Origin of the sequence: Microbacterium californiense (genome assembly GCF_047246625.1) — a bacterium.
In the GTDB taxonomy this organism is placed as follows: Bacteria; Actinomycetota; Actinomycetes; order Actinomycetales; family Microbacteriaceae; genus Microbacterium.
This window is the reverse complement of the sequence record NZ_JBFOKQ010000001.1, coordinates 64864-77053: the sequence shown is the minus strand read 5'-3', so window position 1 is coordinate 77053 and position 12190 is coordinate 64864. Positions and strand designations below refer to the sequence as shown.

9 protein-coding genes are annotated in these 12190 nt (G+C 69.4%); 4 read left to right on the top strand and 5 right to left on the bottom strand.

Going from position 1 to position 12190, the window contains the following annotated elements; all coding sequences use genetic code 11:
- Positions 1 to 16 precede the first annotated feature (16 nt).
- From AB3M82_RS00375 to AB3M82_RS00360, 4 genes are all read left to right on the top strand, one after another.
- Positions 17 to 598 (top strand): DUF3000 domain-containing protein, encoded by a 582-nt coding sequence (locus tag AB3M82_RS00375; RefSeq protein WP_412954690.1) that lies wholly within the window; start codon positions 17 to 19, stop codon positions 596 to 598.
- Positions 591 to 1784 (top strand): ribonuclease D, encoded by a 1194-nt coding sequence (locus AB3M82_RS00370; RefSeq protein ID WP_412954687.1) that lies wholly within the window; start codon positions 591 to 593, stop codon positions 1782 to 1784. Before AB3M82_RS00375 ends, AB3M82_RS00370 begins: the two co-directional genes overlap by 8 nt.
- A gap of 73 nt (positions 1785 to 1857) precedes the next feature.
- Positions 1858 to 3063 (top strand): thiolase family protein, encoded by a 1206-nt coding sequence (locus AB3M82_RS00365; RefSeq protein ID WP_412954685.1) that lies wholly within the window; start codon positions 1858 to 1860, stop codon positions 3061 to 3063.
- A gap of 8 nt (positions 3064 to 3071) precedes the next feature.
- On the top strand, positions 3072 to 5216 hold the full coding sequence (locus AB3M82_RS00360) for a 3-hydroxyacyl-CoA dehydrogenase NAD-binding domain-containing protein (RefSeq protein WP_412957972.1): 2145 nt from the start codon (positions 3072 to 3074) through the stop codon (positions 5214 to 5216).
- 101 nt (positions 5217 to 5317) lie between these two features.
- Here AB3M82_RS00360 and dxs read toward each other — a convergent pair whose 3' ends face one another.
- The 5 genes from dxs to dut form a co-directional block, all read right to left on the bottom strand.
- Positions 5318 to 7261: a 1-deoxy-D-xylulose-5-phosphate synthase gene (gene dxs / locus AB3M82_RS00355; protein ID WP_412954682.1), complete on the bottom strand. Its 1944-nt coding sequence runs from the start codon at positions 7259 to 7261 to the stop codon at positions 5318 to 5320.
- A gap of 157 nt (positions 7262 to 7418) precedes the next feature.
- Positions 7419 to 10256, bottom strand: coding sequence for an aconitate hydratase (locus tag AB3M82_RS00350; RefSeq protein ID WP_412954679.1), 2838 nt, complete (start codon positions 10254 to 10256; stop codon positions 7419 to 7421).
- A gap of 153 nt (positions 10257 to 10409) precedes the next feature.
- The gene (locus AB3M82_RS00345) at positions 10410 to 11156 is read right to left on the bottom strand and encodes a DUF3159 domain-containing protein (RefSeq protein ID WP_412954677.1); all 747 of its coding nucleotides are present in this window, start codon (positions 11154 to 11156) and stop codon (positions 10410 to 10412) included.
- Entirely contained in the window at positions 11153 to 11734 is a 582-nt protein-coding gene (locus tag AB3M82_RS00340) for a DUF3710 domain-containing protein (RefSeq protein WP_412954675.1), read from the bottom strand. The genes AB3M82_RS00345 and AB3M82_RS00340 overlap by 4 nt, the downstream gene beginning before the upstream one ends.
- Positions 11727 to 12179 carry a dUTP diphosphatase gene (gene dut / locus AB3M82_RS00335; protein WP_412954672.1) on the bottom strand — a complete coding sequence of 151 codons (453 nt, stop codon included), beginning with the start codon at positions 12177 to 12179 and terminating at the stop codon, positions 11727 to 11729. The genes AB3M82_RS00340 and dut overlap by 8 nt, the downstream gene beginning before the upstream one ends.
- Between the last annotated feature and the right edge of the window lie 11 nt (positions 12180 to 12190).

Sequence of the window (12190 nt, the reverse complement as noted above, 5' to 3'; positions counted from 1 at the left end):
ACTCTAGCCTGTTGCCGTGACCGCACACCCCGATGCCGGGACCCTCTTCGACAGCGCCGCGGCAGAACTGCGCGAGACGGCGTTCCGTGGCGACATCGTGGTGCACGAGATCGCCACGCCCCAGGGCCTCGCCCCCTTCGCTCTCGCCTTCTCGGCGGACGTCCGGCCCGACGAGCACGGGGAGTCGGTGTACGGCACCGGTCGCTTCGTCCTGCTCCACGACCCCGACGAACCGGATGCCTGGGGCGGCGCCTGGCGCATCGTTCTCTTCGCCCAGGCCCCGCTCGAGACGGAGATCGGCACCGACCCGCTGCTGGCCGACGTGACCTGGTCGTGGTTGGTCGACGCGCTCGACTCCCGGGGCGCCGTGTACCGCTCTCCCTCGGGCACCTCCACCAAGACCTTGTCGAAGGGGTTCGGCGGTCTCGCCCTCGAAGGAGACGGCGCCCAGATAGAATTGCGGGCGTCCTGGACTCCGGAGGGCCCGTTCCGACCGCACGTCGAAGCATGGGCCGAGCTGGTCGGAATGCTGGCGGGTCTTCCGCCCGGTTCCGAGGGCATCGCCGTGATCGGCGCGCGAAAGGCTGTACGTGACTGAATACCCCGTGATCTCGGATGCCGAGGAGTTCCGCGCTGCCTGTGCGACGCTCGCGGCGGGAACCGGCCCCGTCGCCGTCGACGTCGAGCGGGCCTCCGGGTTCCGATACTCGCAGCGCGCCTATCTCGTGCAGGTCTTCCGCCGGGACGCCGGCGTCTTCCTCTTCGATCCGCCTGCTCTGGAGGACTTCTCCCCGCTGCAGGCGGCGATCGGCGACATCGAGTGGGTCTTCCACGCCGCCAGCCAGGATCTCCCGTCGCTGCGCGAGCTGCAGCTGGACCCGCCGTCCATCTTCGACACCGAGCTCGCCGCCCGCCTGCTCGGTCACGATCGGGTCGGACTCGCGGCCGTGGTGGAGCAGACGCTCGGGATCACCCTGAAGAAGGAGCACTCCGCGGCGGACTGGTCCACCCGTCCTCTGCCGGACGCGTGGCTCGAGTACGCCGCCCTCGACGTCCTGCACCTCATCGACGTCCGCGATGCGCTCGTCGCCGAGCTCGAGGAGCAGGGCAAGACCGCGTTCGCGGCGGAGGAGTTCGAGGCGACGCTGAGCCGCGCCCCGAAGCCGCCGCGCGAGGATCCGTGGCGGCGGTTGAGCGGACTCCATCAGGTGCGCGGTGCGCGCAACCTCGCCGTCGCACGCTCGCTGTGGCAGGCCAGGGAGTCCTACGCCCAGGAGCGGGACGTCTCCCCCGGCCGCCTCGTCCCCGATCGCTCCCTCGTGGCGGCCGTCATGGCCAATCCGCAGAGCAAGCAGGCGCTCGCCGGGGTGAAGGAGTTCCAGGGGCGCGCCAGCCGGACGCAGCTCGATCGGTGGTGGCAGGCGATCGTCGACGGGCGCGCCGTCGAGGAGCTGCCTCGCGAGCGGGTGCCGAGCGACGCCCTGCCCCCTCCCCGCGCCTGGTCGGACCGCAACCCCGAGGCCGACGCCCGCCTGAAGGCGGCGCGCCCGGTGGTCGAGGCCACGGCGGAGGAGCTGCACATGCCGACAGAGAACCTGCTCACGCCGGAGTTCCTGCGCCGTGTCGCGTGGGAGCCGCCGGGAATGACGCCGGAGGCCATCGGCGACGCGTTGCTGGCGCTCGGCGCCCGGCGCTGGCAGGTTGAACAAACCGCACAGAAGATCGCGGATGCGTTTGTAGAGGCGGCTCAACCGAGCGACAGCACGTCCGCGACCGCTTCGTAGGTTCGAACCAACCGATTCTTCCGGGTTTCGCGGCCTTCATAGACTGAGGCCACCGCACAAACTTGGAGGCAGAGTGGCCGAGATCTCGGACGTCTTCTTCGTCGATGGAGTGCGCACCCCCTTCGGGCGCGCCGGCGAAAAGGGCATGTACTGGAACACCCGCGCTGATGACCTCGCCGTGAAGGCGACCATCGGTCTGATGGAGCGGAACGCGGCCGTGCCGGCCGACCGCATCGACGACGTCGCGATCGCCGCGACCTCGCAGACCGGCGATCAGGGGCTGACCCTCGGACGGTCCGTGGCGATCCTGGCGGGTCTGCCGCAGACCGTTCCCGGGCTGGCCGTCGAGCGCATGTGCGCGGGAGCGATGACGAGCGTCACGACCATGGGCGCCTCGATCGGCGTCGGCATGTACGATCTCGCCCTCGCCGGCGGCGTCGAGCATATGGGACACCACCCCATCGGAGGAAACGCCGACCCGAACCCGCGCTTCGTGGCCGAGAAGATGGTCGACCCGGGCGCGCTCAACATGGGGGTGACCGCGGAGCGCATCTTCGACCGCTTCCCGCACCTCACCAAGGAGCGTTCCGACCGCTACGGGATGCTGAGCCAGCACAAGGTGCAGGCTGCCTACGACGCCGGCAAGATCCAGCCCGACCTCGTCCCGGTCGCGATCAAGGGCGCCAACGGCGCCTGGGGCCTCGCCACCGAGGACGAGGGCCGTCGCCCGCAGACGACGATGGAGGACCTCGCCGGTCTGAAGACGCCGTTCCGCCCCCACGGCCGCGTGACCGCCGGCACCTCTTCCCCGCTGACCGACGGCGCCACGATGTCGCTCCTCGCCGGCGGCGGCGCGGTGAAGGAGCTCGGCCTGGCTCCGAAGATGCGGATGGTGTCTTTCGCCTTCGCCGGTGTGCAGCCCGAGATCATGGGCATCGGGCCGATCCCGTCCACCGAGAAGGCTCTGAGGAAGGCGGGCCTCGACATCTCCGACATCGGGCTGTTCGAGCTGAACGAGGCCTTCGCGATCCAGGTCATCTCGCTGCTCGACCACTTCGGCATCGCCGACGACGACCCCCGGGTGAACCAGTGGGGCGGCGCCATCGCCGTCGGTCACCCACTCGCCGCCTCGGGCGTGCGCCTCATGATCCAGCTCGCCGCGCAGTTCGCGGAGCGGCCGGACGTCCGCTATGGGCTGACCGCGATGTGCGTCGGCCTGGGCCAGGGCGGCTCGGTCATCTGGGAGAACCCGCACTACGACGGCAAGAAGCGGAAGTGAACGCAGGCATGGCGAACTACGACGACATCGACTTCTCCCCCCTCCACTCCCTCACCGACGGCGAGGTGATCACCCGCTCCCCCGTCCGCGACATCCGGCTCCCCTCGGGCAAGGTCCTGGCGCTCATCACGCTCGACAACGGCCGCGATCACACGCGTCCGAACACGCTCGGCCCGGCCACGCTCACGCAGCTCGGAGAGACGCTCGACGCACTGCGCACCCGCGCGGCCGCGGGGGAGATCCACGCCGTCGCCATCACCGGCAAGCAGTACATCCTGGCCGCCGGCGCCGACCTGTCCGACATCAGCAGGGTGGGATCGCGCGACAACGCCCGCCTCATCGCGCAGCTCGGTCACAAGGTCCTCGGGTCGCTCTCTGACCTCGGCGTGCCCTCGTTCGCCTTCGTGAACGGTCTCGCGCTCGGCGGCGGCCTGGAGATCGCGCTCAACTCCACCTACCGCACGGTCGACGCGTCCGCCGCGGCGGTGGCCCTGCCCGAGGTGTTCCTCGGCATCATCCCGGGATGGGGCGGGGCGTACCTCCTGCCGAACCTCATCGGCATCGAGAACGCGCTCGAGGTGGTCATCTCGAACCCGCTCAAGCAGAACCGCATGCTCAAGCCGCAGCAGGCGTTCGACATGGGGATCTTCGACGCCATCTTCCCGGCGTCGAACTACCTCGAGGACTCGATCCTGTGGGCCGATGCGGTCCTCGGCGGCAAGAAGGTCGATCGCAAGAACGAGCCGGGCAAGATCGAGCGGCTCACCAAGTGGCCGATCGCGATCAAGATGGCCCGAGGGATGCTGGAGTCCAAGATCGGCACGGTGCCGAAGTCCCCGTACGCGGCCCTAGACCTGCTCGACAAGGCCAAGAGCGGCACGAAGGCCGAAGGATTCGCCCGCGAGGACGAGGCGCTCGCCGAGCTCGTCACGGGAGACCAGTTCGCGGCATCCATGTACGCGTTCGATCTCGTGCAGAAGCGGGCCAAGCGCCCGGTCGGCGCACCCGACAAGGAGCTCGCGAAGAAGGTCACCAAGGTCGGCATCATCGGCGCCGGACTCATGGCGAGCCAGTTCGCCCTGCTCTTCGTGCGCAAGCTGCAGGTCCCCGTGCTGATCACCGACCTGGACCAGGCGCGCGTGGACAAGGGCGTCGCGTACATCCACGAGGAGATCGGCAAGCTCGAGGGCAAGGGGCGGCTCGATTCCGACACGGCGAACAAGCTGCGAGCACTCGTCACCGGGACCACGGACAAGAGCCTCTACGCCGATTGCGACTTCGTCATCGAGGCGGTCTTCGAGGAGGTCGGCGTCAAGCAGGCGGTCTTCGGAGAGATCGAGAAGATCGTCGCCGAGGACGCCATCCTCGCCACGAACACCTCGTCTCTCTCGGTCGAGGAGATCGGGGCGGAGCTCGCGCATCCGGAACGCCTGGTCGGCTTCCACTTCTTCAACCCGGTCGCGGTCATGCCGCTGATCGAGATCGTCAAGACGCCGTCCACGTCGGAGGCAGCCCTGTCGACCGCGTTCGTCGTGGCCCGCAATCTCGGGAAGAACGCGGTGCTGACCGCCGACGCCCCGGGCTTCGTCGTCAACCGCCTCCTCGCGAAGGTCATGGGCGAGGCGGCTCGCGCGGTGTACGAGGGGACTCCGATCGTCGACGTGGAGAAGGCGTTCGCGCCTCTGGGGCTTCCCATGGGGCCGTTCCAGCTCATCGACCTCGTCGGCTGGAAGGTCGCCGCGCACGTGCAGGACACGATGGCCACCGCCTTCCCCGACCGGTTCTACGCGAACGAGAACTTCCACGCCCTCGCCGAGCTGGACGCGATCGTCGAGAAGGACAAGGGCGGTCGCGTGACCGGCTGGACCAAGCAGGCCGAGAAGATCCTCAAGCCGGCCGTCGGCTCCTCCCGCGCGTCCGCCGACGCGATCCTGCAGCGCGTCCAGGACGGGCTCGCCGACGAGATGAAGCGGATGCTGGACGAGGGCGTGGTTCCCGAGGTCGAGGACATCGACCTCTGCCTGATTCTCGGAGCGGGCTGGCCCTTCATCGACGGCGGCGCCTCGCCGTACCTCGACCGCGAGGGTGCGTCGGAGCGCGCGTTTGGCGGCTCGTTCCACTCGCCGCAGATCCGGGGCATCGAAAGCCGCTGACCCCGGCGTCGCGAGAGGGGTCGCGTCGAACGACGCGGCCCCTCTCCGCATGCCGGCGACACGAGTGTGGCTGAGCGGTCCGTCCGTGCGGACCGCTCAAGTCAGCGGCGGTCGTGCAGCGAGGAGAGGTCGATCGCACCGGTCTCGCCCGCGCTCCGGGCGACGGGGATCCGCGTGCCGAGAACCTGCGCGACGACGTCCTGGGCGATCTTCGGGGCCGTGAGGCCGGCGTCGGCGAGGATCTGCTCGCGAGAGGCGTGGTCGATGAACTCGTCGGGCAGCCCCAGCTCGTCCACGGCGGTGTCGATGCCGGCCTCGCGAAGGACCTGGCGGACCCGCGTGCCGATGCCGCCGACCCGGATGCCGTCCTCGAGGGTGATGACGAGGCGGTGACGGGCCGCGAGCTCCACGATGGACGGCTGCACCGGGATCGCCCAGCGCGGGTCGATCACCGTCGCGCCGATGCCCTGTGCCCGCAGACGAGCGGCCACGTCCACCGCCAGCGCGGCGAACGGCCCGATCGCGACGATGAGCACATCCTCGGACTCGCCCCGGGCGAGGACGTCCACGCCGTCGTCGAGCCTCTCGATCGCCGGCAGCTCGGCCGCGACCTCCCCCTTCGGGAAGCGGATCACCGTGGGCGCGTCGTCCACGGCGACGGCCTCGTCGAGCGCCTCGGTCAGGCGGATGCCGTCGCGCGGAGCGGCGATGCGGATGTGCGGCACGATCTGGAGCATCGCCAGGTCCCACATGCCGTGGTGGCTCGGGCCGTCGGGGCCCGTGACGCCCGCCCGGTCGAGGACGAAGGTGACGCCGGCGCGATGCAGGGCGACATCCATCAGCACCTGGTCGAAGGCCCGCCCCATGAACGTGGCGTACACGGCGACGACGGGGTGCAGCCCGCCGAACGCGAGACCCGCCGCGGAGGCGACGGCGTGCTGCTCGGCAATGCCGACGTCGTAGACGCGATCCGGGAACCTCTCCGCGAACGAAGAGAGACCCGTGGGCCGGAGCATCGCGGCGGTCATGGCGATGACGTCGGTGCGCCGCTCGCCGACGGCGACGAGAGAGTCCGAGAACACGTCCGTCCACCCCCGGCCGCCCGAGCCCAGCGTCTCGCCGGTGAGCGGGTCGATCTTGCCGACGGCGTGGAACTGGTCCGCGGCGTCGTCCCGGGCGGGCTGGTAGCCGCGGCCCTTCTCGGTGATCGCGTGGACGATGACGGGGGCGCCGTAGGACTTCGCGAGCTGCAGGGTCTCGATGAGGGCCGGCAGATCGTGCCCGTCCACCGGACCGAGGTACTTGATGTCGAGGTTCGAGTACAGGGCCTCGTTGTTCGTGAAGCGGGACAGGAAGCCGTGCGTGCCGCCGCGGACGCCGCGGAACACCGCACGGCCGACCGGACCGAACGCTCGGAACAACCGGTCCGACTTGTGGTGGAGGTCCTTGTACGCGGCCGCCGTCCGCACCTTGTTGAGGAAGCGCGACATGCCGCCGATCGTGGGAGCGTAGGAGCGTCCATTGTCGTTCACCACGATGATGAGGTTGCGGTCGTTGTCGTCGGAGATGTTGTTGAGCGCCTCCCAGGTCATCCCGCCGGTGAGCGCACCGTCGCCGACCACGGCGATCACGTGGCGATCGGCGCGACCGGTGGCCGTCAGCGCCCGGGACACGCCGTCGGCCCAGCTCAGCGAGCTCGACGCGTGCGAGGACTCGACGACGTCGTGCGGGCTCTCCGCGCGCTGCGGATACCCGGCCAGACCGCCGCGCACGCGCAGGTTGGCGAAGTCCTGACGCCCCGTGAGCAGCTTGTGCACGTAGGACTGGTGGCCGGTGTCGAAGATGAAGGGGTCGTCCGGGGAGGAGAACACCCGGTGCAGCGCGATCGTCAGTTCGACCACGCCGAGGTTCGGGCCGAGGTGGCCACCCGTCCGCGAGACGTTCTGCACGAGGAACTCGCGGATCTCGTCGGCGAGTTCGTCCAGCTGCTCGGGGTTCAGACCATCGAGGTCCCTGGGTCCTGAGATGCTCGGAAGAATGGGCATCAGCACCTCCTCACCTGCTCATTGAGAAGCGTTCGCGGGTGCGGCGGACGCCACATCGATCGTACCGTTCCCGCCGGTGAATACCCCGGGAGGCGCACCCCCTGGCGCAAGGAAGGGGGCCCGGTTACGATGCCCCGGACCCCCTTCTCGCGAACGCTCAGACGAGCGAGCGCAGCACGTACTGCAGGATGCCGCCGTTGCGGTAGTAGTCGGCCTCACCGGGGGTGTCGATGCGGACGACCGCGTCGAACTCCACGACCTGCTTGCCCTCGGGCGAGTCCTCGCTCGGGGTCGCCGTGACGCGGACCGTCTTGGGGGTGACGCCGTTGTTGAGCTCCTCGAGGCCGGTGATGGAGACGATCTCCGTGCCGTCCAGGCCGAGGGACTCCCAGCTCTCGCCTGCGGGGAACTGCAGAGGGACGACGCCCATGCCGATCAGGTTCGAGCGGTGGATGCGCTCGAAGCTCTCGGTGATGACCGCCTTGACGCCCAGGAGGCTGGTGCCCTTGGCCGCCCAGTCGCGCGAGGATCCCGAACCGTACTCCTTGCCGCCGAAGACGACGAGGGGCGTGCCCTGCTCCTGGTAGTTCATGCACGCGTCGTAGATGTACGACTGCGGTCCGCCCGGCTGCGTGAAGTCGCGCGTGTAGCCGCCCTCCACGACCTGGCCGTCGTTCACGGCCGAGACCATGAGGTTCTTCAGACGGATGTTCGCGAAGGTTCCGCGGATCATCACCTCGTGGTTGCCGCGACGCGATCCGAAGGAGTTGAAGTCCTTGCGGTCCACGCCGTGCTCGGTGAGGTACTGCGCCGCGGGCGTGCCGGGCTTGATGTTCCCGGCCGGCGAGATGTGGTCGGTCGTGACCGAGTCACCCAGCGTCGCCATGACGCGTGCGCCCTGGATGTCCTTCACCGGGGTGAGCTCCATGGTCATGCCGTCGAAGTACGGCGCCTTGCGCACGTAGGTCGAGTCGGCGTCCCACTGGAACGTGGCGTCGTCGGGCGTCGGGAGGCTCTTCCAGCGCTCGTCGCCCTCGAACACGGTCGCGTACTGCTTGATGAACTGCTCGCGCGAGATCGACGAGTCGACGATCTCCTGGACCTCGTCCGGCGTGGGCCAGATGTCCTTGAGGAAGACGTCGTTGCCCTCGGTGTCGGTGCCCAGCGCATCCGTCTCGAAGTCGAAATGCATCGAGCCGGCCAGAGCGTAGGCGATCACCAGCGGCGGGCTGGCGAGGTAGTTCATCTTCACGTCGGGGCTGATGCGGCCCTCGAAGTTGCGGTTGCCGGAGAGCACGGCGGTGACCGCGAGGTCGTGCTCGTTGATGGCCTCCGAGACCTCCTCGATCAGCGGACCGGAGTTGCCGATGCAGATCGTGCAGCCGTAGCCGACGGTGTAGAAGCCGAGGCCCTCGAGGTCCTTGTCGAGACCCGACTTCTCGTAGTAGTCGGTGACGACCTTGGAGCCCGGGCCGAGCGTGGTCTTGACCCAGGGCTTCTGGGTGAGGCCCTTCTCGCGCGCCTTGCGGGCGACGAGTCCCGCGGCGATCATCACCGAGGGGTTCGACGTGTTGGTGCACGACGTGATGGCGGCGAGGGTGACCGCGCCGTTGTCGAGGATGTACTTCTCCCCCGTCGGCGTCGTCACGGGAACGGGCTTCGAGGCGTTCGCCGGGGCGCCGCTGTTGATGTGCACGGGGCGCGTCGTCCGCGGCTCCTCCTCGCCGGGCACGTTGCCGGGGTCGGAGGCGGGGAACGAGTGCTTCGACTCGAGGTCGACGACGTCGTCCGAGGTGGACGCGGCGGCGTAGTGGAGGATGTCCTGCTCGAACTGCGTCTTCGCCTCGGAGAGGAGGATGCGGTCCTGCGGGCGCTTCGGGCCGGCGATCGACGGGACGACCGTGCCGAGGTCGAGCTCGAGGTACTCGCTGAACACGGGCTCGTGCGACGGGTCGTGCCAGAGCTTCTGCTCCTTGGCGTAGGCCTCGACCAGCGCGACCGCCTCGTCGCTGCGACCCGTGAGACGCAGGTAGTCGAGCGTGACGTCGTCGATCGGGAAGATCGCGGCCGTGGAGCCGAACTCCGGGCTCATGTTGCCGATCGTGGCGCGGTTGGCCAGCGGCACGGAGGCCACACCCTCGCCGTAGAACTCGACGAACTTGCCCACGACGCCGTGCTGGCGCAGCAGATCCGTGATCGTGAGGACCACGTCGGTCGCGGTGACGCCGGCGGGGATCTCGCCGCTCAGCTTGAATCCGACCACGCGCGGGATGAGCATCGACACGGGCTGACCGAGCATCGCGGCCTCGGCCTCGATGCCGCCCACGCCCCAGCCGAGCACGCCCAGGCCGTTGACCATCGTGGTGTGGGAGTCGGTGCCGACGCAGGTGTCGGGGTAGGCGCGCAGCACGCCTCCCACCTCGCGGTCGTAGACCACCTTCGCGAGGTGCTCGATGTTGACCTGGTGCACGATGCCGGTGCCCGGGGGCACGACCTTGAAGTCGCTGAACGCGGTCTGGCCCCAGCGCAGGAACTGGTAGCGCTCGCCGTTGCGCTCGTACTCGATCTCGACGTTGCGCTCGAGCGCGTTCTCGGAGCCGAAGAGATCGGCGATGACGGAGTGGTCGATGACCATCTCGGCCGGCGAGAGCGGGTTGATCTTGTTGGCGTCGCCGCCCAGGGCCGTCACGGCCTCGCGCATCGTGGCGAGGTCGACGATGCAGGGAACACCGGTGAAGTCCTGCATGACCACGCGGGCCGGGGTGAACTGGATCTCGGTGTTGGGCTCGGCCTTGGCGTCCCACGAGCCCAGCGCCTCGATCTGCGCCTTGGTCACGTTCGCGCCGTCTTCGGTGCGGAGCAGGTTCTCCAGCAGCACTTTGAGGCTGAAGGGGAGCTTGTCGAAACCGGGCACCGTGTCGATGCGGAAGATCTCGTAGTCGGTGCTGCCGACCGTCAGGGTGCTCTGTGCACCGAAGCTGTTCACCGTGGACACGATTCCGTCTCCTTCTGATCTGATGGAAGCGACAGGCGATTCCATCTTGCTCGCCTCGGAGGTTCTGGGGCTAGCAAGGCGGACCTAACCAGTCTGCGCCTCGCGACCTCCGGGCAGAAGCATACGATTTATCTTGATATCAAGATAAATCTATCACGGCTCGCGAGGATCCTCCGCCGTCTCGGCGGGGCGTTTCGCGGCGGGGTACAGCGCCCTCACGACGAGCCAGGTCACCGCGACGAGCGGGGCGAACAGCGGGAGCCCCATGATCAGCTTTAACGTGCCGAGCGCCGTGACGTCGCCGGCGAGGTAGAGCGGCAGCTGCACGGCCAGCCGGGCGAAGAACAGCCCGGCCCACGCGACTCCCAGCCAGAGGAACGCGCGGCGCTTGCGCCTGTCGCTCCGCCAGGCGGTGCCCTCCCCCATCAGGAAGCCGACGGCCACGCCGATGAGCGACCAGCCGATCAGCGCCGTCACCAGCAGCACGGTGCCGTAGGCGGCGTTCGTGATGAGGCCGGGGACGAAGTTGTCCTGTCCGCGCCCGGTCCACAGCGCCAGCGCGGCAGCCGCACCGGCGGCCACGAGGCCGCCGATCGCCGCGGACGGCGGGGACTTCTGCAGCAGGCGCACGATCGTGAACACTGCCGCGAGGCCGACCGACACACCGAGCGACAGGATCAGGGGCTCGGGTCGCAGGGTGAAGAGGACGACGAACGCGAGGCTGGGCAGCACGGACTCGAGGATGCCGCGCCACCCGCCGATCGCCGACCACACGACCGTGTGGGTGCCGGCGCCGCCGGAGGGGTCGACGCCCGCCCGTCGGGCCGCGCCTCCGAGCGCGGCGCCGAGGATGTCCGCCGCGGACTGCTCGCGCGGCCCTTCCGGAGTGTCGGCGCTCACGCCGTTCCCGGGGTGGCGGGCATCTTCAGCGGGATGAGGTCGCGCGGAGGCATGGGCGAGCCGCCCCGAACCACGACGATGGAGCGGAAGAGGTCCTCGACCTTCGCCGCGGCCTCGGGGTCGGACGCCGCGGCGCCGCCGATGACGCCGCGCAGGAACCAGCGCGGCCCGTCGATGCCGACGAAGCGGGCGAGCCGCAGCCCCGATCCCTCCGCCGCCGTCGCGGGCACCTCGGCGAGCAGCTCCTTGCCGAGCGGACCCTCCCGCTCCTCCACCCGACCGCCCTGCGCGGTGACCTGATCGCGAAGCTGCACCCGGGTCTCATCCCAGAGCCCGCCCGAGCGAGGGGCGGCGAACGGCTGCACCTGCAGCGAGGAGTCGGCGTAGTCCAGACCGACGGCCACGATCCGCTTGGACTGCTCCTCGACCTCGAGGCGCAGATTCAGCCCCTCCCGAGGGAGGATCTTGATGCCGCCGAGGTCGATGTACGGCCGGACCGGGTTCGCCTCGGAGTCGTCGAAGGGGCCGTCCGTCGCGCGGTTCAGCGGAGCGGACTTCTGGGGGGTGTTGTCAGTCATTGGTCTTCCCTGCCTGGTAACCGGTGGAACCGAATCCGCCTTCGCCGCGCACGCTCTCCGGAAGCTCGTCGACCGGGAGGAACACGGCGCGCGTGACGGGCATGACGATCAGCTGCGCGATGCGATCGCCGACGGCGACATCGTACGCGTCGCGCGTATCCGTGTTGATCAGGCTCACCTTGATCTCACCCCGGTACCCGGCGTCGACCGTGCCGGGCGAGTTCACGATAGAGATGCCGTGCCTCGCCGCCAACCCGCTGCGAGGGACCACGAAGGCGGCGTACCCCTCGGGCAGCGCGATGCGCACGCCCGTCGGCACGAGCGCCCGCTCGCCCGGGGCCAGCCGTACGGCCTCGGCGGCGGTGAGATCGGCTCCGGCGTCGCCCGGGTGCGCATAGACCGGCACCGCAGCGGCGATAATGGGGACATCAACGGAATCGGTCACCCCATGAGGCT